This window comes from Pseudomonas sp. SLFW, from assembly GCF_009905615.1.
Taxonomy (GTDB): Bacteria; Pseudomonadota; Gammaproteobacteria; order Pseudomonadales; family Pseudomonadaceae; genus Aquipseudomonas; species Aquipseudomonas bambusae.
The window spans coordinates 76,771-99,801 of the sequence record NZ_JAAAKW010000008.1 but is presented as its reverse complement, the minus strand read 5'-3'; the positions used below and the strand labels follow the sequence as shown (position 1 = coordinate 99,801).

General features: G+C 59.4%; 22 protein-coding genes. 7 read left to right on the top strand and 15 right to left on the bottom strand.

From position 1 onward, the window contains the following. The first annotated feature begins 144 nt into the window (after window positions 1-144). The 4 genes from lon to cmoB all read left to right on the top strand — a co-directional run bounded on the left by lon (window position 145) and on the right by cmoB (window position 5,016). Window positions 145-2,559, top strand: coding sequence for an endopeptidase La (lon, locus tag GVN17_RS15955; RefSeq protein WP_166596222.1), 2,415 nt, complete (start codon window positions 145-147; stop codon window positions 2,557-2,559). A gap of 276 nt (window positions 2,560-2,835) precedes the next feature. Further along, the gene (locus tag GVN17_RS15950) at window positions 2,836-3,228 is read left to right on the top strand and encodes a protease inhibitor I42 family protein (RefSeq protein ID WP_166596221.1); all 393 of its coding nucleotides are present in this window, start codon (window positions 2,836-2,838) and stop codon (window positions 3,226-3,228) included. An 88-nt stretch (window positions 3,229-3,316) separates the two neighbouring features. Next, window positions 3,317-4,060: a carboxy-S-adenosyl-L-methionine synthase CmoA gene (gene cmoA, locus GVN17_RS15945; RefSeq protein ID WP_166596220.1), complete on the top strand. Its 744-nt coding sequence runs from the start codon at window positions 3,317-3,319 to the stop codon at window positions 4,058-4,060. Continuing rightward, on the top strand, window positions 4,057-5,016 hold the full coding sequence (cmoB, locus tag GVN17_RS15940; protein WP_166596219.1) for a tRNA 5-methoxyuridine(34)/uridine 5-oxyacetic acid(34) synthase CmoB: 960 nt from the start codon (window positions 4,057-4,059) through the stop codon (window positions 5,014-5,016). Before cmoA ends, cmoB begins: the two co-directional genes overlap by 4 nt. A gap of 132 nt (window positions 5,017-5,148) precedes the next feature. Here the strand turns inward: cmoB and pdxJ are convergent, their stop codons facing one another. From pdxJ to rpoE, 11 genes are all read right to left on the bottom strand, one after another. Continuing rightward, on the bottom strand, window positions 5,149-5,898 hold the full coding sequence (gene pdxJ, locus GVN17_RS15935) for a pyridoxine 5'-phosphate synthase (protein WP_166596218.1): 750 nt from the start codon (window positions 5,896-5,898) through the stop codon (window positions 5,149-5,151). Between the two features lie 64 nt (window positions 5,899-5,962). Then, window positions 5,963-6,652: a DNA repair protein RecO gene (gene recO, locus GVN17_RS15930; RefSeq protein ID WP_166596217.1), complete on the bottom strand. Its 690-nt coding sequence runs from the start codon at window positions 6,650-6,652 to the stop codon at window positions 5,963-5,965. Between the two features lie 183 nt (window positions 6,653-6,835). Beyond that, window positions 6,836-7,738, bottom strand: a complete 903-nt coding sequence (gene era / locus GVN17_RS15925) for a GTPase Era (protein WP_166596216.1) — start codon at window positions 7,736-7,738, stop codon at window positions 6,836-6,838. Beyond that, the gene (rnc, locus tag GVN17_RS15920) at window positions 7,731-8,420 is read right to left on the bottom strand and encodes a ribonuclease III (protein WP_166596215.1); all 690 of its coding nucleotides are present in this window, start codon (window positions 8,418-8,420) and stop codon (window positions 7,731-7,733) included. The genes era and rnc overlap by 8 nt, the downstream gene beginning before the upstream one ends. Further along, window positions 8,417-8,794, bottom strand: a complete 378-nt coding sequence (locus GVN17_RS15915; protein ID WP_166596214.1) for a DUF4845 domain-containing protein — start codon at window positions 8,792-8,794, stop codon at window positions 8,417-8,419. Before GVN17_RS15915 ends, rnc begins: the two co-directional genes overlap by 4 nt. A 105-nt stretch (window positions 8,795-8,899) precedes the next feature. After that, a complete protein-coding gene (gene lepB / locus GVN17_RS15910) occupies window positions 8,900-9,754 on the bottom strand; it encodes a signal peptidase I (RefSeq protein WP_166596213.1) in 855 nt (284 codons plus the stop codon). A gap of 9 nt (window positions 9,755-9,763) precedes the next feature. Continuing rightward, the gene (gene lepA / locus GVN17_RS15905; RefSeq protein ID WP_166596212.1) at window positions 9,764-11,560 is read right to left on the bottom strand and encodes a translation elongation factor 4; all 1,797 of its coding nucleotides are present in this window, start codon (window positions 11,558-11,560) and stop codon (window positions 9,764-9,766) included. A 169-nt stretch (window positions 11,561-11,729) separates the two neighbouring features. Beyond that, window positions 11,730-13,166 carry a DegQ family serine endoprotease gene (locus tag GVN17_RS15900; protein WP_178115734.1) on the bottom strand — a complete coding sequence of 479 codons (1,437 nt, stop codon included), beginning with the start codon at window positions 13,164-13,166 and terminating at the stop codon, window positions 11,730-11,732. A 315-nt stretch (window positions 13,167-13,481) separates the two neighbouring features. Further along, the gene (locus tag GVN17_RS15895) at window positions 13,482-14,474 is read right to left on the bottom strand and encodes a MucB/RseB C-terminal domain-containing protein (RefSeq protein WP_166596210.1); all 993 of its coding nucleotides are present in this window, start codon (window positions 14,472-14,474) and stop codon (window positions 13,482-13,484) included. An 8-nt stretch (window positions 14,475-14,482) separates the two neighbouring features. After that, the gene (locus GVN17_RS15890; RefSeq protein WP_166596209.1) at window positions 14,483-15,073 is read right to left on the bottom strand and encodes an anti sigma-E factor RseA C-terminal domain-containing protein; all 591 of its coding nucleotides are present in this window, start codon (window positions 15,071-15,073) and stop codon (window positions 14,483-14,485) included. 33 nt (window positions 15,074-15,106) lie between these two features. Then, the gene (gene rpoE / locus GVN17_RS15885; RefSeq protein WP_037014368.1) at window positions 15,107-15,688 is read right to left on the bottom strand and encodes an RNA polymerase sigma factor RpoE; all 582 of its coding nucleotides are present in this window, start codon (window positions 15,686-15,688) and stop codon (window positions 15,107-15,109) included. Window positions 15,689-16,187: 499 nt separating this feature from the next. Here rpoE and nadB point away from each other — a divergent pair, with 499 nt between their 5' ends. Continuing rightward, window positions 16,188-17,804 (top strand): L-aspartate oxidase, encoded by a 1,617-nt coding sequence (gene nadB, locus GVN17_RS15880; RefSeq protein ID WP_166596208.1) that lies wholly within the window; start codon window positions 16,188-16,190, stop codon window positions 17,802-17,804. Here the strand turns inward: nadB and GVN17_RS29700 are convergent. Further along, entirely contained in the window at window positions 17,773-18,240 is a 468-nt protein-coding gene (locus GVN17_RS29700) for a protein YgfX (protein ID WP_166596207.1), read from the bottom strand. The genes nadB and GVN17_RS29700 overlap by 32 nt on opposite strands. After that, window positions 18,224-18,478 carry a succinate dehydrogenase assembly factor 2 gene (locus tag GVN17_RS15870; protein WP_110950141.1) on the bottom strand — a complete coding sequence of 85 codons (255 nt, stop codon included), beginning with the start codon at window positions 18,476-18,478 and terminating at the stop codon, window positions 18,224-18,226. The genes GVN17_RS29700 and GVN17_RS15870 overlap by 17 nt, the downstream gene beginning before the upstream one ends. Window positions 18,479-18,621: 143 nt before the next feature. Here GVN17_RS15870 and GVN17_RS15865 point away from each other — a divergent pair, with 143 nt between their 5' ends. Both GVN17_RS15865 and GVN17_RS15860 read left to right on the top strand, forming a co-directional pair. After that, window positions 18,622-19,563: a folate-binding protein YgfZ gene (locus tag GVN17_RS15865; protein WP_166596206.1), complete on the top strand. Its 942-nt coding sequence runs from the start codon at window positions 18,622-18,624 to the stop codon at window positions 19,561-19,563. Window positions 19,564-19,634: 71 nt separating this feature from the next. Continuing rightward, window positions 19,635-20,456, top strand: coding sequence for an HDOD domain-containing protein (locus GVN17_RS15860; RefSeq protein ID WP_166596205.1), 822 nt, complete (start codon window positions 19,635-19,637; stop codon window positions 20,454-20,456). 77 nt (window positions 20,457-20,533) lie between these two features. Here GVN17_RS15860 and GVN17_RS15855 read toward each other — a convergent pair whose 3' ends face one another. Beyond that, on the bottom strand, window positions 20,534-21,949 hold the full coding sequence (locus tag GVN17_RS15855; RefSeq protein WP_166596204.1) for a sensor histidine kinase: 1,416 nt from the start codon (window positions 21,947-21,949) through the stop codon (window positions 20,534-20,536). After that, window positions 21,942-22,613 carry a response regulator gene (locus GVN17_RS15850; protein WP_166596203.1) on the bottom strand — a complete coding sequence of 224 codons (672 nt, stop codon included), beginning with the start codon at window positions 22,611-22,613 and terminating at the stop codon, window positions 21,942-21,944. The genes GVN17_RS15855 and GVN17_RS15850 overlap by 8 nt, the downstream gene beginning before the upstream one ends. Between the last annotated feature and the right edge of the window lie 418 nt (window positions 22,614-23,031).

The following is a 23,031-nucleotide window of genomic DNA, read 5'->3' as shown; positions in this document are numbered from 1 at the left end:
CCATCATACATGGCTAACCGATGAAAGGCATAAATCGCACAGATCTTCCAATCGACCTCCATATTCAATGCTATCGACCATAACTATTGAAACCTGAGCCCGACCGCCCCATCTAAGCCTCATCTCCATTCATGCAGGTGCCCCATGAGCGACCAGCAAGCAGACAGCACTCATTCGTCCGATGACGACCACGAACACGAAGTCATCGGCTCAGATCGCAAAAGCCTCGCCCTGCCCGGCCAGAACCTTCCGGACCAGGTCTATATCATCCCGATTCACAACCGCCCGTTCTTCCCGGCACAAGTCCTGCCTGTCATCGTCAACGAAGAGCCGTGGGCTGAAACCCTGGAGCTGGTGAGCAAATCCGATCACCATTCGCTCGCCCTGTTCTTCATGGACACGCCCCCCGACGACCCGCGCCATTTCGACACCAAGGCCCTGCCCGAATACGGCACGCTGGTGAAGGTGCACCACGCCAGCCGCGAAAACGGCAAGCTGCAATTCGTCGCCCAGGGCCTGAGCCGTGTGCGCATCAAGACCTGGCTCAAGCACCACCGCCCGCCGTTTCTGGTGGAAGTCGAATACCCGCATCAGCCCAACGAGCCGACCGACGAGGTCAAGGCTTACGGCATGGCGCTGATCAACGCGATCAAAGAACTGCTGCCGCTCAACCCGTTGTACAGCGAAGAACTGAAGAATTACCTCAACCGCTTCAGCCCCAACGACCCGTCGCCGCTGACCGACTTCGCCGCTGCTCTGACGTCTGCCAAAGGCAACGAGCTGCAGGAAGTGCTGGATTGCGTGCCTGTGCTCAAGCGCATGGAAAAAGTCCTGCCGATGCTGCGCAAGGAAGTCGAAGTCGCGCGCCTGCAGAAAGAGATCTCTGCCGAAGTGAACCGCAAGATCGGGGAGCACCAGCGCGAGTTTTTCCTGAAAGAACAGCTCAAAGTCATTCAGCAAGAGCTGGGCCTGACCAAAGACGACCGCAGCGCCGACATCGAACAGTTCGAGCAGCGTCTGGAAGGCAAGACATTGCCGCCTCAAGCCCGCAAACGCATTGACGAAGAGCTGAACAAACTCTCGGTGCTGGAAACCGGCTCGCCGGAATACGCTGTCACCCGCAACTACCTTGATTGGGCCAGCTCGGTGCCATGGGGTGTTTTTGGCGAAGACAAGCTGGACCTGAAACACGCGCGCAAAGTGCTGGATCAGCACCATGCCGGGCTTGATGACATTAAAAGCCGCATCCTCGAATTCCTCGCGGTCGGTGCCTACAAGGGTGAGATCGCAGGCTCCATCGTGCTGTTGGTCGGCCCGCCGGGCGTGGGTAAAACCAGCGTCGGCAAGTCGATCGCCGAATCCCTGGGGCGTCCGTTCTACCGTTTCAGCGTCGGCGGCATGCGCGACGAGGCCGAAATCAAGGGCCACCGCCGTACCTACATCGGCGCCCAGCCGGGCAAGCTGGTGCAGGCGCTGAAAGACATGGAAGTGATGAACCCGGTCATCATGCTCGACGAAATCGACAAGATGGGTCAGAGCTATCAGGGCGACCCGGCGTCAGCGCTGCTGGAAACCCTCGACCCGGAACAGAACGTTGAATTCCTTGACCACTATCTGGACCTGCGTCTGGATCTGTCGAAAGTGCTGTTCGTCTGCACCGCCAACACCCTCGACTCGATCCCCGGCCCGCTGCTCGACCGGATGGAAGTGATTCGCCTGTCGGGTTATATCACCGAAGAAAAACTCGCCATCGCCAAGCGCCACTTGTGGCCGAAACAGTTGGATAAGGCCGGTGTCTCGAAAAACAGCCTGACCATCAGCGACAGCGCCCTGCGCGCCGTGATTGATGGCTACGCCCGCGAAGCCGGTGTGCGGCAGTTGGAAAAACAGCTGGGCAAACTGGTGCGCAAGGCCGTGGTCAAGCTGCTGGACAACCCGGACACCGTGGTCAAGATCGGCCCGAAAGACCTGGAAGCCTCGCTTGGCATGGCGGTGTTCCGCAACGAGCAAGTGCTGTCGGGCACCGGCGTCATTACCGGGCTGGCCTGGACCAGCATGGGCGGCGCGACCCTGCCGATCGAAGCGACCCGCATCCACACCCTCAATCGCGGCTTCAAGTTGACCGGGCAACTGGGCGATGTGATGAAGGAATCTGCGGAAATCGCCTACAGCTATGTCAGTTCCAATCTGGCGAAATTTGGTGGTGACAAAGGCTTCTTCGATGAAGCGTTCGTTCACCTGCACGTGCCGGAAGGCGCCACGCCGAAAGACGGCCCTAGCGCGGGCGTGACCATGGCCAGTGCCCTGCTCTCGCTGGCTCGCAACCAGGCACCGAAAAAAGGCGTGGCCATGACCGGCGAGCTGACCCTCACTGGGCACGTGTTGCCGATTGGCGGGGTTCGGGAAAAAGTGATCGCGGCGCGTCGGCAGAAGATCTTCGAACTGATCCTGCCCGAAGCCAACCGCGGCAACTTCGAAGAACTCCCCGATTACCTCAAGGAAGGCATCACCGCGCACTTCGCCAAACGCTTCTCGGACGTGGCGAAGGTGTTGTTCTAAGGTGAATTTTTGCAGAGGGTTGATGCAGCCCTCTGTCTGCTTCTGCCGAAGGCGTAGGAGCGTGGCTTGTCCCGCGATCTGCTGCGAAGCGGCAGCCGTTCGGTCTCTCCGGTGTGCCTAAACAAACGCAGTGCCAGGATTTACGACGACTTCGTCGCCGATCGCGGGACAAGCCACGCTCCCACGCCCTTCGGGCAGAATCAAACCATCCGGACCGCTCAAAATCCATCCTCTTCAGTTATGCTCAGCCCCACGTCGCCAACGATCGGAGCCCCCATGACCCCTGCCCGCCTGCTTGTCCCACTCAGCCTGGCCCTGCTGGCCGCCTGCGCCCAGCAACCCAAACAGATCGTCTCCCTTGAAGACCAGAAAGACTGCCCGATCACCCTCACGACCGGCCAGACCCTCATGCTCATGCTCCCCAGCAATCCCACCACCGGCCATCGCTGGTTGATGCAGAACCCAGCCCCCTCGATCCTCAACGCGCTCGGCCCGGAAGTCTTCAACACCCCGGAAGCGGTCAACATGGTCGGCACCTCGGGGCAGTCGGTCTGGCGTTACAAGGCCGCCAATGCGGGGACGGGCCATTTGATGATGGTGTATCAACAGCCCTGGGCGCCGGAAGTACGGCCGGAGCGCACGTTCGATTGCGCGATCACGGTGAAATGACGCTTCAAACCGAACGATGAGTTGAGGTTTCGGCATCGCGACACAATCGCTAAAATGCCGCACTTTTCGTTTTCCCTTCGGAACCGCCGTGAGCCAAGAACCCGACCGCCTATTCGCCCAGCCGCTGGCCCAAGTGCCCGATTTCGCGTTCAACGAAGACGTGGTGCGGGTGTTCCCGGACATGATCAAGCGTTCAGTGCCCGGCTACCCGACCATCGTCGAGAACATCGGTGTGCTCGCGGCGCAGTTCGCGCAACCTCACAGCGTGCTGTACGACCTCGGCAGTTCCCTCGGTGCGGTCACGCAGTCCCTGCGCCGCCACGTGCGCACCGAAGACTGCCGCGTCATCGCCATCGACAACTCTACGGCGATGGTCGAACGCTGCCGCGAATACCTCAACGCCCAGGACTCCATGTTCCAGGAGCTGCTGCCGGTCGACGTGATCGAAGGCGACATCCTCGCCCTTGAGTTCCAGCCCGCCTCGGTCGTGGCGCTGAATTTCACCCTGCAATTCATCGCCCCCGAGCAACGTCTGGAACTGCTGGGTCGCATTCGCCAGGCGCTGGTGCCAGGCGGCGCGCTGATCCTCTCCGAAAAACTGCGTTTCGACGACGGCGAAGAACACGATCTCCTGACCGACCTGCACGTGGCGTTCAAACGCGCCAACGGCTACAGCGAGCTGGAAATCGCCCAAAAACGTAGCGCCATCGAACACGTGATGAAACCCGACAGCCTCAACCAGCATCGCGAACGCCTGTTGGCCGCCGGTTTCTCCAAAGTCGTGCCGTGGTTCCAGTGCCTTAACTTCGCCTCGTTGATTGCCCTCCCATGATTGATCTCGCACCGCTCGTTCGCCGTCTGGCGGGCACGCCTTTGTACGGCTGGGCCCAAGGCCTGCAGGCGCAACTTGACGCGAAAATGGAGAAAGGCCACGGCGATCTGGAACGCTGGCAAGGCGCCCTGAACGCGCTGCCCGACCTGATCCCGAACCGCGTCGAGCTCAAGAATGATTTCACCCTGGAAGCCGATTGCGACGACGCCACCCGCGAGCAGACCCGCGCGGCCTTGATGGGCCTGTCGCCGTGGCGCAAAGGGCCGTTCGACGTGTTCGGCGTGCACATCGACACCGAATGGCGCTCGGACTGGAAATGGTCGCGGGTCTCGCCGCATCTGGATCTGGTCGGCAAGCGCGTGCTGGATGTCGGCTGCGGCAACGGCTATTACCAATGGCGCATGCTCGGCGCCGGGGCGGACAGCGTGATCGGCGTTGACCCGAACTGGCTGTTTTTTTGCCAGTTCCAGGCGATGCAGCGCTATTTGCCTGATCTGCCTGCGTGGCACCTGCCGTTCGCGCTGGAAGACTTGCCTGCGCGGCTGGAGGGGTTCGACACGGTGTTTTCCATGGGCGTGCTGTATCACCGCAAATCGCCCATCGATCATCTGCTGGCGCTGAAGGACTGCCTGGTGAAGGGTGGCGAGCTGGTGCTGGAAACCATGGTCGTCGAAGGCGATGTGCACCAGGTGCTGGTCCCGGAAGACCGCTACTCGCAGATGCGCAACGTGTGGTTCCTGCCCTCGGTGCCTGCGCTGGAACTGTGGCTGCGCCGCGCCGGGTTTGTCGATGTGCGCTGTGTGGACGTGAGCACCACCACCGTTGAAGAACAGCGCGGTACCGAATGGATGAAATATCAGTCCCTCAGCGACTTCCTCGACCCCAATGACCCCAGCAAAACCGTGGAAGGTTTGCCTGCGCCACGTCGGGCGGTGATCGTAGGGCGCAAGGCCTGAACAGAAGCCTGCGCAATACCGCTCTTCTGTAGGAGTGAGCTTGCTCGCGATCAGCCGTGTGTCAGACGATGTCTCCATGGTTGACACACCGCTGATCGCGAGCAAGCTCACTCCTACAGGTCTTGCGGTGGGTCAATCCTTGCTGGCAGCCGCCGCCAGAATCAACGCCTTCATCTCCGACACCGCCGACTTGAACCCCACGAATAACGCGTGAGCCACCAGCGCGTGGCCGATGTTCAGCTCGTTGATGCCCTTGATCGCCGCCACCGCTTCCACGTTGTGGTAATGCAGGCCATGGCCCGCATTGACGATCAGGCCCTGCTGGATGCCAAACGCCACGCCGTCCGCAATACGCTGCAACTCTTCCGCCACCTCAGTCGGCGTTTCGGCATCGGCGTAACGACCGGTGTGCAGCTCGATGGCGGGCGCGCCCACGCGGGCGGACGCTTCAATCTGGCGCTCGTCGGCGTCGATGAACAACGACACTTCACTGCCGATGGCCGACAAACGTTCCACCGCCGCCTTGATCCGCGCTTCCTGACCCGCAACATCGAGACCGCCTTCGGTGGTCAGTTCCTGACGGGTTTCCGGGACCAGGCAAATGTGCGCCGGGCGAATGCGCTCAGCGAACGCCATCATCTCTTCGGTGACGCCCATCTCGAAATTCATGCGGGTCTGCAACACATCCTTGAGCAGCAGCACGTCGCGCTCCTGAATGTGGCGACGGTCTTCACGCAGGTGAACGGTGATGCCATCCGCCCCCGCCTCTTCGGCATCCAGCGCGGCCTTCACCGGGTCGGGATAGCGGGTACCACGGGCCTGACGCAGGGTTGCCACGTGGTCAATGTTCACGCCGAGCAGAATGCGGGTGCTGTGGGTCACTTTGGTCTCCTGAAACGTGATCCGGACAGGCAACAGGCCTGTCGCTGAATAAAAAGTCGTGTTGCTAGGGTTTGCGGAACAGCTCTCGACTCACCAGCGGGCGACCGCCCAGGTGCACGGCAAGCGCCTGACGCATCAGCCGTTTGGCAGCGGACAACGCACCCGGCGCGGTCCAGTCTGCTTCGGACATCGCCAACAGCTCGGCGCCCTGAAACAGACCGGGCTGAAACAGATACACCCGCTCAAGCCCTGCGTCCACTTGCAGGCGGTACATGCCGTCGGCGGCCAATGGGTCGCCATTGAGGTCCGCGTCGAGGGCAAAACCGTAACCCAAGTCGTCCAACAGGCGCCACTCGAAAGATCGTAATAAGGGTTCGAGCGTCCGACCCTCCGCCAGTGCCACCAGTGTCGCGGCGTAATGCTCGAATACGCCGGGATGGGGGTCTTCCGCAGGCAACAGGCGAATCAGCAGTTCATTGAGATAAAGGCCGCTAAACAGCGCGTCGCCTTCCAGCCAGGCCGCAATACCCGCGCCTTCCATGCGCCCGACATTCTTCAGCTCGCCACGCCCGCGAAACTCGACTTCCAGCGGCACGAACGGCCGGGCCAGCGAGCCCGCCTTGCCCTTGGCGCTGCGCAACACTGCACGCAAACGCCCTTGCGGCGTGATGAAGTCCACCAGTGCGCTGTTTTCGCGATAGGCCCGGCTGTGCAGCACATAGGCGCGTTGGCCGACGGGTGGGGTTTGGGACATGGGTTTCTCAATCAACGAGCGCGGATGTCAGATCGCCGAATAACACTGTGGGAGCGAATTCATTCGCGAGAGGCCGGTACGGACGACATATCTGCATCGCCTGTACCATTTTTCGCGAATAAATTCGCTCCCACAGAACGGGCATCGGTGCGAGCCCTGATGCCGCGCAGAAGCGTCACCCTATTACAGGTCGCCGTAACCCAACGAACGCAGCGCGCGCTCGTCATCGGACCAGCCGCCTTTGACCTTGACCCACAGGTTGAGCATCACTTTGGAATCGAACAGCACTTCCATATCGCGACGGGCATCGGAACCGATGCGCTTGATGCGCTCGCCCTTGTCGCCAATGATGATTTTCTTCTGGCCATCACGCTCGACGAGAATCAACGCGTGGATGTGCAAGGTCTTGCCCTGCTGCTTGAATTCTTCGATCTCGACCGTGATCTGATACGGCAGCTCGGCACCCAGCTGACGCATGATTTTCTCACGCACCAGTTCGGCGGCCAGGAAGCGGCTGCTGCGGTCGGTGATCTGGTCTTCCGGGAAAAAATGATCGTTTTCCGGCAACTGCTCGGCGATGACTTTTTCCAGCGCGTCGAGGTTATGCCCCTGCTGCGCGGAAATCGGGATGATCTGCGCGTTCGGCAGTTGCTCCTGCAACCAGGACAGGTGCGGCATCAGATCAGCCTTGTCCTCGATGCGGTCGGTCTTGTTCAACGCGACGATCAGCGGGCCCGTCACGTATTGCACGCGCTCCAGCACCATTTGGTCCTCGTCGGTCCACTTGGTGCGGTCCACCACGAAGATCACCACGTCGACGTCTTTCAACGCCGCCGAAGCGGTCTTGTTCATGTAGCGGTTGAGCGCCTTGTCACTGTTCTTGTGCATGCCGGGGGTATCGACGTAGATCGCCTGCACGGCGCCTTCGGTCTTGATGCCCAGCATGTTGTGACGAGTGGTCTGGGGCTTGCGCGAGGTGATCGCCAGTTTCTGGCCAAGGATGTGGTTCAGCAGCGTCGACTTGCCCACGTTTGGCCGGCCAACGATGGCGACATAGCCACAGCGTGTTGCAATTGAATCAGTCATTGCCATTCTCCACACCCAGGGCAATAAGGGCTGCGGCCGCCGCTACCTGTTCGGCAATGCGACGGCTGACCCCTTGTCCCCGGCTTTTTTCGTTCAGTAAGGTGATCTCGCATTCCACGAAAAACGTCCGGCAATGCGGCTCGCCCTGAATATCCACCACTTCGTAGCGCGGCAATTCACAGGCGCGAGACTGGAGGAATTCCTGCAGTCGGGTTTTCGGGTCTTTGTTGGTGTCCACCAGCGTCAGGCTGTCGAACTCGCTGGCCAGCCAGGACAGCACGCGTTCGCGCGCCATGTCCATGCCGGAATCCAGATAGATCGCGCCGATCAACGCTTCGAGGGCGTCGGCCAGAATCGATTCGCGGCGGAAACCGCCACTTTTCAACTCCCCGGAGCCCAGTCGCAGGTATTCACCCAGATCGAAACCGCGGGCCAGCAAGGCGAGGGTCTCGCCCTTCACCAGACGTGCGCGCAAACGGGACAACTGACCTTCGCGGGCCTGCGGAAAACGCTCGAACAGCGCCTCACCGGCCACGAAGTTGAGGATGGCATCACCGAGGAATTCCAGACGCTCGTTGTTGCGCCCGGCAAAACTGCGGTGGGTCAATGCCAGGACCATCAATTCCTGGTCCTTGAAGGTATAGCCGAGCTGACGCTCCAGGCGACTCAATGACACGCTCACGGTTTACCCACGCTGAATTCGCGGTCGAACTTGACCACCAGATCGATGTTCTGGATCAGTGGCTCACGCTGTTCGTATTTCAAATGGGCGAGGAACCTGTTGTTCTCCGTCGTCACGCTTAACGCCTTGTTCAAATCCAAATCCCGAATGTTGTTGACCTGCATGCCTTTGGCCACATAGTCATAAAACTCGCTGCTGTTGTTGATATCCGCTGTCTTGTCCGTCCCCGCGGCCTCGATGATCTTTTTCAGCGACATGTAATCGAGGTAATGCGGCACCAGCTTGGCTGCAGTACTCGCGGCAAATGCAACGAGGGCCAGCAACACCAGCCACCCAATGAACGACAAGCCTTTTTGCGAACCGGCAGAAGTCATGTTTGCCCTCAAGAATAGTCCGTCCCTGCTGTCCGCAAGGTGAGCCCTGCAGCATAGCTCGCTGAAATGACATACGGCGCTGTGTCAGACAGCGCCGCATAAGTGTCATTTGATCAAGCCAACCCGTGAGAAATTCGGGAAGTGGCTCAGTTTCGGCTCCGGCCAGCTCATCCAGACGGCAAAGGCCTTACCGACGATGTTCTTGTCGGGCACCATGCCCAGCTCGTCCTTGGGAATATTGGGGTCATCCCAGTAACGGCTGTCGTTGGAGTTGTCGCGGTTGTCACCCATCATGAAGTAGTGACCCGCCGGCACCGTCCACTCATGGTCAGGCGGTGCGCGGTAGCGGCTCATCTCCTGACGGATCTGGTGCTCCACCGCGCCCAGTTTTTCGTCATACAACTCGGCGCTGCCCAGCGTTCCTGGCTCTGAGCCGATGAGTTGCTTGGCGACCAACTGTCCATTGATGAACAACTGCTTGTCGTTGGTGTAGCGAATCACGTCGCCCGGCAAGCCGATGACACGCTTGATGTAGTTGACGTTCGGGTCACTGGGGTAGCGAAACACCATCACATCGCCCCGCTGCGGGTCACTCACCGGGATCACCTTGAGGTCGATCACCGGCAGGCGAATGCCGTAGGAGAACTTGTTGACCAGGATGAAATCGCCCACATCGAGCGTCGGCTTCATCGAACCCGACGGGATCTGGAACGGCTCGACCAGAAACGATCGAAGCACCAGCACGATGAACAGCACTGGAAAGAACGATTTACCGTACTCGACGAGCAACGGCTCCTTGTTCAACTGCTCGACGACAGCGACATCCGGCTGGCTCACGCTGCCCTGATAATTCGCTATCGCAGTCCGCCGACGCGGCGCCAGTATGATCAGATCGAACAAGGCCAACAGACCGCAAACGAATACGGCAATGACCAACAACAGCGGGAAATTTAGTGACATAGGGCCTGACTATTCCAACCTGAGCACTGCAAGGAAGGCTTCCTGTGGAATCTCCACGTTACCGACCTGCTTCATGCGTTTCTTACCGGCCTTCTGCTTTTCGAGCAGCTTTTTCTTACGGCTTACGTCACCACCGTAACACTTGGCCAGTACGTTCTTTCTGAGCGCCTTGACGGTTGTACGCGCGATAATCTGGCCACCGATGGCGGCCTGGATTGCCACGTCGAACATCTGACGAGGAATCAGTTCTTTCATCTTTTCAGTCAACGCCCGGCCTTTATAAGCGGCGTTGTCCCGGTGCACGATCAGCGCCAGCGCGTCGACCTTGTCACCGTTGATCAGAACATCCAGCTTCACGAGGCTCGCCGACTGATAACGGTCGAAATGATAGTCCAGCGAGGCATAACCGCGACTGGTGGACTTCAAACGGTCGAAGAAGTCCAGTACCACTTCGTTCATTGGCAGATCGTATGTCACTTGCACCTGTGTGCCGAGGAACAGCATGTCGTGCTGAACGCCACGCTTCTCGATGCACAGCGTAATGACGTTCCCCAGGTGCTCTTGAGGCACAAGGATGTTCGCCCGCACGATAGGCTCACGCATGTCTTCGATCGCGGAAAGATCCGGCAACTTCGACGGGTTATCGACGTAAATGGTTTCACCGGTCTTGAGCAGCAGCTCGAAGATTACGGTCGGCGCAGTGGTGATCAGGTCCAGGTCGTATTCGCGCTCAAGGCGCTCCTGAATGATCTCCATGTGCAGCATGCCGAGGAAGCCGCAGCGGAAGCCGAAGCCCAGTGCGTCGGAGCTTTCCGGGGTGTATTGCAGCGACGAGTCGTTCAGCGTCAGCTTCTGCAACGCTTCACGGAAATCCTCGAAGTCGTCGGAGCTGACCGGGAACAGACCGGCGTAAACCTGTGGCTGAATGCGCTTGAAGCCGGGCAGCACTTCCACGTCCGGCGTCGAGCTCAGGGTCAGCGTGTCACCCACCGGCGCACCGTGAATGTCCTTGATACCGGCAATGATGAAGCCCACTTCACCGGCCTTCAGGTCAGCGGTCGCGGTATGTTTCGGGTTGAACACGCCCACGCTGTCGACCAGGTGCATCTTGCCGGTGGACTTGACGAGGATCTTGTCGCCCTTCTTGACGCGGCCATGACGTACGCGCACCAGGGAGACAACGCCCAGATAGTTGTCGAACCAGGAGTCGATGATCAGCGCTTGCAGCGGGTCTTCGATGTTACCGGTCGGCGCAGGAATGGTCTTGACCAGACGCTCCAGCACTTCGTCGACGCCCATGCCGCTCTTGGCGCTACAGGCCACGGCGTCCGTGGCATCGATGCCGATGATCTTTTCGATTTCGTCCTTGACGCGGTCCGGATCGGCCTGCGGCAAGTCCATTTTGTTCAGGACCGGCATGACTTCCAGGCCCTGTTCGATGGCGGTGTAGCAGTTGGCGACGGACTGCGCTTCCACGCCCTGACCGGCATCGACCACCAGCAGCGCGCCCTCACAGGCGGCCAGCGAACGGCTGACTTCATAGGTGAAGTCGACGTGGCCGGGGGTGTCAATGAAGTTCAGTTGGTAGGTGATGCCGTCCTGCGCCTTGTAATAAAGGGTGACGCTGTGGGCCTTGATCGTGATGCCGCGCTCACGCTCCAGATCCATGGAGTCAAGCACCTGGGCTTCCATCTCACGTTCGGTGAGGCCACCGCACATTTGAATGAAACGATCAGCCAGCGTCGACTTGCCATGGTCAATGTGGGCGATGATGGAGAAATTGCGGATATGACTCAAATCACTCACGGATCAACACTCGAAAAAGGTTGCAGGCAGACTGCCCGCCGAAAAATAGCCGGGAATTGTACCTGAAGGAAGGCTGGGGCGTCACGTTTGCACACGAGGACAGACAGCCTGCCGACAGCGGGATACAAAAAAGGAGCGGCCGGGCCGCTCCTTTTCCCTGTCTGGCTGATTATTCCGCCAGTTTGAATGTGATGAACGTCGCACGGCCCTGACGCAGCACCCGCATCGACACCGAACGATTCTTCGGCAGGTCCTTGGCCACCTCGGTGAACTGCTTGGCCGAGGTGATGGCCTGATTATTCAGGTGAGTGATCACGTCGCCCGTCTGCAGGCCGATGAGCGAAGCAGGACCATCCTGAACATCCTTAATGGCAACGCCGCCTTTCAGGTCCATTGACTTCAGCTGCTCGGCGGTCAGGTCAATGACCGAAACGCCCAGACGGTTGCTGTTGCGCTCGACACCTGACTCGGAAGCGCCCATCTCCTCGCCTTCTGCTGGCAGCGCGCCAACGGTCACGGTCAGTTTCTGACGCTTGCCGTCGCGGATCACTTCCAGTTCGGCCTTGCTGCCGTCTTTCAGGTTGCCGATCAGGTGTGGCAAGTCTGCGGACATGACGATCGGCGTACCGTTGGCGCTGAGAATCACGTCACCGACCTGCAGACCGGCCTTGGCGGCAGGACCGTCATCCAGCACCTGCGCGACCAGGGCACCGGCCGGCTTGTCCAGACCGAACGACTCGGCCAGGTCCTTGTTCACCTCCTGAATCACAACGCCCAGCCAGCCGCGATTGACCTTGCCGTTAGCCTTGAGCTGGTTGGCAACGTCCATGGCCACGTCGATCGGGATCGCGAAGGACAGGCCCATGAAGCCGCCGGAACGGGTGAAAATCTGCGAGTTGATCCCCACGACCTCACCGGCCATGTTGAACAGCGGGCCACCCGAGTTGCCGGGGTTGATCGCTACGTCCGTCTGAATGAACGGCACATAGGTGTCGTTCGGCAGGCTGCGGCCCTTGGCGCTGACAATGCCTTTGGTGACCGAGTGGTCGAAACCGAACGGTGAGCCAATGGCCAGCACCCACTCGCCCACTTTCAGCTTGTCCGAGTTACCGAGCTTGACGGTCGGCAAGTCTTTGCCGTCGATTTTCAGGACGGCCACGTCGGTACGTGGGTCAGTGCCGATCAGCTTGGCCTTCATTTCGCTGCGATCAGAGAGGCGCACCAGAATTTCGTCGGCACCGTCGATCACGTGGTTGTTGGTCAGGATGAAGCCGTCAGCGGAGATGATGAAGCCCGAACCCAGGGACTGCGCTTCACGTTGACGATCGCCTTTGCCCGAGCCTGATCCTGGCGGACGCGATCCCGGCGGCATGCTGCGCTCCAGGAATTCACGGAGCATCGGCGGCAGGCCTTCCAGATCAGGCATCTGACCCTTGGCCACGGAGCGGTCCGGCAGTTTCTGGCGGGTACTGATGTTGACGACGGCAGGCGAAGCCTGCTCCACCAAAGATGTAAAGTCCGGCAGGGCTTCGGCCTGCGCAGTGAGGACCTGACCGAGCATCAGCACGGCGGCCATCCAGGACAGATAAGTTTTCAAGCGTGGTATCGACATACGGCTCCCGTTCACAACGAGCATGGTTAAGCGGTACGAACCCAACAGGTTCGAGGAGCATCTGCATCTGGCAGTGTTGCTCAGAGCATCACTCTCAGCCAGTTTTACGCTCTTTCAGCTTTCAGAAAGCTGAAACAACAAAAGGCCAGAGCCAAGAGGCTGTGACCTATAGAAAAAAAAGAGTGGGATTGCAACCTGCAAAGCTGACCAAACATTTCAGCGTCTCGATCAAAGCCCGCGTTTGCGTGGCTGGCGGATGATAACGCCCTGCATGAAACCTTTTTCATGCAGGGCATACACCGGTTGGGGTCAGTTCTTGCTGGTCGCCCCGGACGCCTTGCTGCCAGCAGAGGAGGTGGCAGCATCATTGCGCATCGACAGGGCAATACGCTCGGCCGTACCGATCGGGATTTCGCCCACTACAGTCACCATTGCGTCACCCTTGGGGGTGGTCAAGCGACGGGAGACAGCGACAGTCGGGCCTAATTGGGTGCGAATGTCAGTCACCGCCGCGCCACTCACGGGCTCGATGAATACAGAGAAGCGGGCCAGCCCGTCGTCATACATGAGACTGGTGACCAGCGTCTTGGAGTCCGGATCTTTACGCGCAGCGGCGTTGCTGAGCTCAAAGCCGGGCGGCAGCCAGTCGGAATGCCATGCGACTTGCTGCTTTTGCGGCTCCGGTTTGGTCTTCGCCACCGTAACGGCTTTGCAATCAGCGCTGGGCTGCAGCATCTGGTCGGTCAACGGGTCTGCCGAATTGAGCTCGGTAAACTGGAAACGCTCCAGCAGCTGCCCTTTGTCGCTCAACAACAGCGATTTGAGAGGCAATCCGGTCTGGTTATCCAGATGAAGCTCGATGCCATAGCGATGCTGATCGCGGGGCGTCAACGTGACGACTGTAGCTGGACGTCCCGCGACACGGGAGCTTCCAGCCACTTTCATGTCATACCACGCCGACAGCTTCGCAGCATCGAAGGCGTGAGCAGGAGAATCCGGGAGGTTCGACACACCCGCTTCAAGGGTACCGCTGACGCATTGGGTTACCCCATCAACGCGCAGCACCTCTTGAGCGGAACCATCGAGCTGAAGCAAATGCTCACTGACCTTGCCATCGGCAACGCGATGCCAAATCCGGTGAGTGGAGAAACTTCCATTGCGTTCGTAAACGAAGGTGCCTTGAAAGCTTTGCTGCTGTTCTGCCTGCGCAAGACGCTTGAGCTGGTCTTGCGCATCATCGGCATGAACGGGAAGGACCAGCCATCCACCAAGCAGAAGCGGCACTAGAGGGATGGCGCGCATGATCCTCCTTAACGGTTTTCCAGGCTGGCGGCGCGTGCGTACGGCAGTGCGCTTTCAGTGCCTTTCAACGCGGCTTGCTGAGCATGTTGACGCAGATACCCAGGCAGACGCTGATCGTGCCAGCCCGCCTGATTCTGCAGCACTCCGCTGGCCATCGGGCCCGGGGCTTGCTCGCTTTCGGTGTAGCCCGCCAGTACCGCAGGGCCCTTCACTTGAGGCATTGCGATGTTGGTCGGCTGTGCCGATTGCTGCGCCAGTTGTGCACCAGCGATTTCGTCCTGGTTGTAAAGACGCACGCCAGCCAGCACGGCGACAGTGACCGAAGCGGCTACCGCCAAGCGTCCAAGCGTACGCCAAGGACCACGTCCGGCCTTCAGCGGGCTGACTTCGTCGGCAATCGCGGCGGAAACAGCAGCCGAGATGTCAAGATGAGGCATCAGCAGTTCTTTATGCATTGCTGCACGAGCAATTTGATAACGCGACCATGTGGCACGTGTATCCGCATCGTCGATTGCGTTGAGCACCCGACGTAATTCCAATTCGTCCGCTTCGTTATCCATCACCGCGGACAGCGATTCCTGCAGGGCTTCACGACTCATGGCGGTTCCTCTCATATGGCTATCGCCGCTGTCTCAGGTTTCCTGCAACAAAGGCTGCAGGGCTTTATCAATGGCTTCCCGAGCGCGGAAAATGCGAGAGCGCACGGTACCAACCGGACATTGCATCACGCTCGCAATGTCTTCGTAACTCAGACCGTCAAACTCACGCAAAGTTAGAGCTGTACGCAAATCTTCTGGCAGTAGCTGGATGGTCCGATGGACGGTGCCTTCGATCTCATCCCTTAACAATGCACGTTCCGGCGACTCGATGTCCTTGAGGCCATGATCGCCGTCGTAGAACTCCGCGTCTTCAGATCTGACATCGCTGTCCGGAGGTCGCCGACCTCGCGACACCAGATAATTCTTCGCCGTGTTAATGGCGATGCGGTACAGCCACGTATAAAACGCACTGTCGCCGCGGAAGTTCCCAAGCGCACGGTAAGCCTTGATAAAAGCCTCTTGCGCGACATCCTGGGCTTCGTGGGTGTCGTGAACGAACCTCACGATCAACCCAAGAATCTTGTGCTGATATTTCACCACTAGCAGATCAAAGGCTCGCTTGTCGCCGCGCTGTACGCGTTCGACCAGTTGCTGATCCTCTTCCTGGGTTAGCATGAACACTCCTCATAGAGCTCAAAGGAGTGTCGCAGAGGCTGCTTCACAGGCTTGCAAACATAGACTCGGGCTTTTCGCAAAAGTTCTCCCCCCTTCAAGCAAGTTTCCGGCGAGCGTCGGTAGCCCGCACGAAAAACGCAGCTCGAACCAGGTCGGCTGCGTGAATAATCTTGTCGTCGAAAGCGCTTGCGCGGAGGGATGAACCCTCTTTGCGCTACGCCGACGCTGTCCCTTTATCGGCAACCCTCTATTGAACGTGGGGCTTCATGAAAAGTTCCCATATTTCGTTGAGGGCTGTAAGACACGCACCGCGGGTTTGTAGGATCCAATTCGAACGCAACGCTGACATCGAATTCGCCCTCCAAACGGTATGCACGATGCTGCGGAGTAGCGCACAATCCGCCCCCGCTGTGATTCACAATTGCCATAAAATCCCAGCCATTGTGCCGTTACCACTCCTTACATACTAGTGGCCATATAGAAGCCGAGATAAGAAGAAATGAGCCGACACTTTCAGCACGACGTTTTGGTGATCGGCAGCGGTGCCGCCGGATTGAGCCTGGCGCTGACCCTGCCCGATCATTTGCGCATCGCGGTCTTGAGCAAAGGCAATCTGGCCAATGGCTCGACTTTCTGGGCGCAAGGCGGCGTGGCGGCGGTGCTGGACAACACAGACACCGTTCAATCCCACGTTGAAGACACTCTTAATGCCGGGGGCGGCCTGTGCAATGAGGAAGCGGTGCGATTCACCGTTGAACACAGCCGTGAGGCCATTCAATGGCTGATCGACATGGGCGTACCCTTCACCCGCGACGATCAGTCGGCCGTCGTGGATGGCGGTTTCGAATTTCACCTGACCCGGGAAGGCGGCCACAGCCATCGCCGGATCATTCACGCCGCTGACGCGACCGGCGCCGCTATTTTTCGTACCCTCCTGGCACAAGCACAGGCGCGCCCGAACATTGAATTGCTGGAACAGCGGGTCGCCGTCGATCTGATCACCGAGCGTCGATTGGGGCTGGATGGCGAGCGCTGCCTGGGCGCCTACGTGCTGGATCGCGCCACTGGCGAAGTCGATACGCACAGCGCGCGCTTCACGATTCTGGCATCAGGCGGTGCGGCTAAGGTTTATCTCTACACCAGCAACCCTGACGGCGCCTGCGGTGACGGCATCGCCATGGCGTGGCGTTCGGGTTGCCGGGTTGGCAATCTGGAATTCAATCAGTTTCACCCGACCTGCCTTTATCACCCGCAGGCCAAGAGTTTTCTGGTAACCGAGGCCCTGCGTGGCGAAGGGGCGTTTTTAAAGTTGCCGAATGGCGAACGCTTCATGCAGCGGTTCGACGAGCGCGCCGAGCTGGCCCCACGGGACATCGTCGCACGGGCGATTGACCATGAAATGAAACGTCTGGGGGTAGACTGCGTTTATCTCGACATCAGCCACAAGCCCGAAGATTTCATTAAATCTCACTTCCCGACTGTTTATGAACGGTGTCTGGAATTCGGTATCGACATCACCCGCGAACCCATTCCGGTGGTGCCGGCCGCGCATTACACCTGCGGCGGCGTCGTGGTTGACCAGCACGGCCGCACCGACGTGCCGGGTTTATATGCCATCGGCGAAACCAGCTTCACCGGTCTGCACGGCGCCAACCGAATGGCCAGCAATTCGCTGCTGGAATGCTTCGTCTACGCCCGCTCGGCGGCGAACGACATCATCACGCAGCTCGGGGCTATCAAGCAGCCAGCGGACTTGCCGTTCTGGGACGCGAGTCAGGTGACGGACTCGGACGAGGACGTGATCATCGCCCACAACTGGGATGAGCTGCGCCGCTTCATGTGGGACTACGTCGGTATCGTGCGCACCAACAAGCGCTTACAGCGCGCCCAGCACCGGGTGCGGTTGCTGTTGGACGAAATCGACGAGTTCTACAGCAATTACAAAGTCAGTCGAGACCTGATCGAGCTTCGCAACCTGGCTCAAGTCGCCGAACTGATGATTGCCTCGGCCATGGCGCGCAAGGAAAGCCGCGGGCTGCATTACACGCTGGATTACCCGGACATGCTGCCCGAGGCCGTGGACACTATTCTGGTGCCGCCCACCTTCGCCGACTGAATTTCAAGCGTAAACGAAGGCGTCGATGGGTGTCCGGCGCCAGACTGTCGCTGGGAATGCACAGGCTCTTGACCCACAAACGACTCAGCCAACCACCACCCGGCAGGCGAAACCTCAGCACGATTATGTGAGGTAACGCGAGACTGTCCGGACGCAACTGAACTGGCTGCCACCCTGCCCGTTCGTTCCATAAATGCCACCCGGTATCGTCCCGACGCAGCCCGGTGAACGCTCGGGCACCGCTCAACAGAATCGACGTCGGCACGCAATGAAAGCCATGAAGCACGCACAGCAATGCGCCGAGCGAAATGGCCCAAACGGGAAGACTCAGGAAAAAGAGGCAGATCAACGCGAGCGCCTGAGCGCCGAGGTATGCCGTCAGCAAGGCCCGAGAGCGTTGCCAACGGCATTCGAAACAATCACTTCGGCTGGACACGGTCCAGGATCATGCGAACCATGCGCTGCAACTCCGGATCTTCCGATTCCCCGCGCTGCATGAACCAGACGAACATGTCCTGGTCCTCGCACGTCAGCAACCGGACATAAAGAGCACGGTCAACGTCGTTGAGCGATGGATAGACTTCTCTGACAAACGGCACCAGCAGCACATCCAGTTCGAGCATGCCGCGGCGGCTGTGCCAAAAGAGGCGGTTGAGTTCAATTTCTTCGACCATGGGGCGCTCCTCGAATTTGGCGGCGAGTATACAGGGGAGCCCGCGAGCGGCGAACCCGCGTTTAGTCGCAATGCATTGCATATACCCATAAACGAGACAGGGCACTATGATGGTGCCCCAGACTTTTACCCCTGCGATGAACCATGGCCGATTCAGCTTTTTTCTGCCCACTCTCCCACGAAGGTGTACTGGCCGTTCGCGGCGTGGACGCCAGCAAATTCCTGCAGGGCCAATTGACCTGCAACATGGACTATCAGAGCGAGGCGACTGCCACGCTGGGTGCCCGCTGCACGCAAAAAGGGCGTATGCAGTCCAGCTTCCGCATTCTGTTGGAGGGTGATGGCGTGCTGCTGGCCATGGCCAGCGAGCTGATTGAGCCGCAGCTGCTCGACCTGAGAAAATACGCCGTTTTCTCCAAATCCAAGTTAAATGACGAAAGCGCCGCCTGGGTTCGTTTCGGCCTGAGCCATGCCGACAACGCGCTGGTCAGCCTGGGCCTGGATTTGCCTGAGACGACCGATTCGGTGGCGCGCGCCAATGACCTGATCGCTATTCGCGTCTCCCCCGCCCGCGCCGAACTCTGGGTTCGTGCTGATCAGGCGTCGGAGGTACGCGGTCGTCTGGCGGAACAACTGTCCGAAGGTTCGCTCAATGACTGGCTGCTGGGTCAGATTCGTGCCGGTATCGGGCAAGTGTTCGCGCAGACTCGGGAAGAATTCATCCCGCAGATGATCAACCTGCAGGCTGTGGGTGGCGTCAGCTTCAAGAAAGGTTGCTACACCGGCCAGGAAATCGTGGCGCGGATGCAGTACCTGGGCAAACTCAAGCGACGCCAATATCACCTGTCGCTTGAGGGCAGCGAAGTGCCTGAGCCAGGCGTTGCGCTGTTTTCTCCGGTTCACGCCAGCGCAGTCGGTAACGTGGTCATGGCGGCCCGATCAGCCTCGGGCATCGAGCTGCTGGCCGTCTTGCAGGCGGACGCCGTGGAAGACGGCAATATCCGTCTTGGCACAGCGGACGGTATTGCGTTGCAACTCGGCGAACTCCCGTACACTTTGGATGCCAAACTGGAGACACAGCGTTGAGCCGTCGTTGTCTGCCCCTTGCCGTCGCGTTTACGGGGTGCTGACCGGAATGCCTTATCCAGAGATCCAATATGAGTAGTATGGCTGACGAGGTGCAGAGGGACCTGATCCGGGCGATCGACAAGGACGCCCTGTTTCTGCCGACGCTTCCTGAAGTTGCGCTGAAGATTCGTCTGGCTGCCGAAGATTCGGAAATCAGCATCATTGCCTTGAGCAAGGTCATCGGTAGCGATACCGCCCTTTCCGCTCGCCTGATCAAGGTCGTCAACAGTCCATTGCTGCGCCCGAGCTTCGAGGTCAGCGACGTGCTGACCGCGGTTCGCCGGCTGGGGGTCAACTACAGTTGCAACCTGGCGATCGGCCTTGTGGTGGAGCAGATGTTTCACGCCAAGTCCGAAGTGGTTGAAACCAAAATGCGTGACATCTGGAAACTGAGCCTGCAAGTTGCCGGGGTCAGCAACCTTTTGAGTCATCAGCGAGGTCATTTGAAGGCTGACAAGGCCACCCTTGCCGGCTTGATTCACCTCATTGGTGTATTGCCGATCCTGACTTATGCCGAAGACAACTTCGAACTGCTGGCCGACGCCGTGAGCCTCAATCATGTGATTGAACGCATTCACCCGATCATTGGCGAGCGACTGCTGCGGTCATGGGACTTTCCAGAGGCGTTGGCCATCGTGCCGCGACAGTTCCAGAATTTCGGCCGGATATCAGAACAGGCCGATTACGTGGATTTGGTCCAGGTCGCGACCGTGCACGTGCATGAAGCCACCAGCCGTCCCTACCCCAATCTGGATGTGCAAAACATGCCAGCCGTCAAACAGCTGGGGCTGAACATGGCCGATGGCGGGTTGATCGGGCAAATGAACGACGCCATGACGCTGCTTTACTAGCCGCTGATCGACCTGCGGGATAAAGACTTGTGGGAGCGAATTTATTCGCCCCCACAGAGCCGTATCGATTCAGACCTTCAGCGTGTTTCAAGCTCTGACGTCGCGAACGTCACTCGCACTTTCAAGCCCCGCTCTGCCCCGTCATGCAACGTGATCTGCGCCAGGTGCGCTCGACAGATCTCGCCGACAATCGCCAACCCCAAGCCTGATCCCGCGCTTTGCTGATTGCGCCGATAAAAGCGCTCGAATACCCGGTCACGCTCGTGCAGCGGTATGCCGGGGCCATCGTCTTCGACCTCCAGCACGCACCGCGAATGCACGCGAAGCACCACATTGCCTCCCGGCGGCGTGTGCGCGAGCGCGTTGTCGACAAGGTTGCTCAACAGCTCGTTGAGCAACGTGGGCTCACCTTTCATCCACACCGGCTCGTCGGCTTCCAGCGCCAGCGCAACACCTCGCTTGTGTGCCAGCGGTGCCATCGCCATGCCCAGTTCCCGAGCCAATTGGCTGAGGTCGAGCAACTGCGCTCCACCTTCTGCAATGGCCCGGGCACCGTTTTCGATCCGCGCCAGCGATAACAATTGATTCGCCAGATGGGTCAGCTTGTCAGTCCCGGACGCGGCGCTTTCCAGCGTGCTGCGCCAGACAGCAGGTTCCTGATCTCGTAGCCCCAATTCAACTCTGGCCTTGAGCGCGGCCAGCGGGGTTCGCAACTCATGGGCGGCATCGGCGATGAACTGCGCCTGACGCTCGAATTGCATGCGCAGCCGCTCGGTGAAGTGATTGAGCGAACTCACCAGCGGACGCAGTTCATGCTGCACCTGCACCATTGGCAAGGAACGCAAGTCGTCGGGCTGACGCTCTTCCACGGCCGTGCGCAGCCGGTCCAGCGGGCGTAACGCCGCGCTGACGGTAAACCACACCAGCAGCAGCGCGCCGCTACCAAGCATGCCGAGACGCAGCAAGGTGTCGGCCATCAAGCCTCGGGCCATGTTGACCCGCTGCTCTTCGGTTTCGGCTACGCGGATTTCGGCAATGCCGTTCATGTTCGGCTCACTGACCGCCTTGAGGAGGCTCACCACGCGCACATCTTGCCCCTGATAACGTGCGCTGTAGAACTTGGCGAGAGCGGGATAATCGTCGGTACGCGGCGTGCCGGGGGGCGGTGCAGGCAGGTTTTCGTAGCCGGAAATCAGCTTTTGGTTGATGTCGTTGACCTGATAGTAAATGCGTCCCGCACTGTCATAGGCGAAGGTGTCGAGGGCAACGTACGGCACGTCGGCACTGAGGGAGCCGTCGCGCTCGGACAACCCTGCCGCGATGGTCCGCGCCGAGGCCAGCAACGTCCGGTCGTAGGCCGTGTCAGCCGCTTCGCGCCCGTTCCAGTAAGCGCTCATGCCACTGGCGATCATTAGCACCACCAGCAGCAAACCCAGGTTCCACAGCAGGCGCCAGCGCAGGCTGTTTTCCGCTGAAGGAAACGGGTTAAGCATCGCGGCTTTCCAGCAGGTAGCCCAAGCCACGGAACGTCACGATGGCGATGGGGTGTCCGTCGAGCTTCTTGCGCAGGCGGTGAACGTAAATCTCGATGGCGTCGGCGCTCGCTTCTTCGTCCAGTCCGAAAACCTGCGCGGCGAGTTGCTCTTTGCTCATGACCCGGCCGGGTCGGGCGATCAGCGCTTCGAGCACTGATTGCTCGCGGGAAGTCAGGGTCATGGCGTCGTTACCCAGAGTGAAACGCCGCGTGTCGAGATCGTAGACCAACACCCCGCAACGCTGCTGACGTTCGCCGCCCAGGACGCTGCGCCGCAGCAGGGCTTTTACCCGCGCTTCGAGCTCAGACAATTCGAAAGGTTTAGCGAGGTAATCGTCGGCCCCCAGGTTCAGACCGTGCACGCGATCCTTGACGTCGCTGCGGGCGGTGAGCATCAGCACCGGGGTATTTTTGCCCCGCGCGCGAAGTTTGGCCAACACCTCGAAACCGTCCATGCGCGGCAGGCCGACGTCGAGAATCGCCACGGCGTATTCCTCGCTGCTCAGCGCCAGGTCAGCGGCCACGCCGTCATGCAATACGTCCACGGTGAGCCCGCTGCCCTTGAGCGCCAGCGCGACGCTTTCAGCCAGTTGCAAATGGTCTTCGACAAGCAGGACACGCATGGATGTCTTCCCTTGGGGCGTTGAATGGTGGCGGAGTTTACAGGCGCAGCACCCGGTGTGGAGATGCGAAATGTCTGAAAATTCACCGATGAAAATGGAAACACAATCATCGAAAGTTTCATGAAAGGTAGTTGAAAGGTTGCTGAAAGCTTCGCTGATTAGGATTCGGTCACGCCTCGTTACGATTGCACCTCGCGCTGCCTTCGTAACGCTGGGTCGTGACGAAAAACGCCTCGATGCGTTTTCAACAATAAAAACAATATCGGAGTCATCGGTGATGCCATCACTGCACATCCCGGCCATTGCGCCGCCTGAACCCCGTCCTGTTTTGAGTACACTACGCCGCTTGGCGCAGTGCATCGTCACGTCCCCGTTTTTGCTGTTCGCAGGCCCGTCACGCTGCGAAATGATTGCCTGA

What these genes read in the sequence shown, in the direction of transcription:
- lon (WP_166596222.1), top strand. Translation starts at nt 145, where the DNA reads ATGAGCGACCAGCAAGCAGACAGCACTCATTCGTCCGATGACGACCAC.
- GVN17_RS15950 (WP_166596221.1), top strand. Translation starts at nt 2,836, where the DNA reads ATGACCCCTGCCCGCCTGCTTGTCCCACTCAGCCTGGCCCTGCTGGCC.
- cmoB (WP_166596219.1), top strand. Translation starts at nt 4,057, where the DNA reads ATGATTGATCTCGCACCGCTCGTTCGCCGTCTGGCGGGCACGCCTTTG.
- recO (WP_166596217.1), bottom strand. Translation starts at nt 6,652, where the DNA reads ATGTCCCAAACCCCACCCGTCGGCCAACGCGCCTATGTGCTGCACAGC.
- era (WP_166596216.1), bottom strand. Translation starts at nt 7,738, where the DNA reads ATGACTGATTCAATTGCAACACGCTGTGGCTATGTCGCCATCGTTGGC.
- GVN17_RS15915 (WP_166596214.1), bottom strand. Translation starts at nt 8,794, where the DNA reads ATGACTTCTGCCGGTTCGCAAAAAGGCTTGTCGTTCATTGGGTGGCTG.
- lepB (WP_166596213.1), bottom strand. Translation starts at nt 9,754, where the DNA reads ATGTCACTAAATTTCCCGCTGTTGTTGGTCATTGCCGTATTCGTTTGC.
- GVN17_RS15895 (WP_166596210.1), bottom strand. Translation starts at nt 14,474, where the DNA reads ATGCGCGCCATCCCTCTAGTGCCGCTTCTGCTTGGTGGATGGCTGGTC.
- GVN17_RS15890 (WP_166596209.1), bottom strand. Translation starts at nt 15,073, where the DNA reads ATGAGTCGTGAAGCCCTGCAGGAATCGCTGTCCGCGGTGATGGATAAC.
- rpoE (WP_037014368.1), bottom strand. Translation starts at nt 15,688, where the DNA reads ATGCTAACCCAGGAAGAGGATCAGCAACTGGTCGAACGCGTACAGCGC.
- nadB (WP_166596208.1), top strand. Translation starts at nt 16,188, where the DNA reads ATGAGCCGACACTTTCAGCACGACGTTTTGGTGATCGGCAGCGGTGCC.
- GVN17_RS15870 (WP_110950141.1), bottom strand. Translation starts at nt 18,478, where the DNA reads ATGGTCGAAGAAATTGAACTCAACCGCCTCTTTTGGCACAGCCGCCGC.
- GVN17_RS15865 (WP_166596206.1), top strand. Translation starts at nt 18,622, where the DNA reads ATGGCCGATTCAGCTTTTTTCTGCCCACTCTCCCACGAAGGTGTACTG.
- GVN17_RS15860 (WP_166596205.1), top strand. Translation starts at nt 19,635, where the DNA reads ATGAGTAGTATGGCTGACGAGGTGCAGAGGGACCTGATCCGGGCGATC.
- GVN17_RS15855 (WP_166596204.1), bottom strand. Translation starts at nt 21,949, where the DNA reads ATGCTTAACCCGTTTCCTTCAGCGGAAAACAGCCTGCGCTGGCGCCTG.
- GVN17_RS15850 (WP_166596203.1), bottom strand. Translation starts at nt 22,613, where the DNA reads ATGCGTGTCCTGCTTGTCGAAGACCATTTGCAACTGGCTGAAAGCGTC.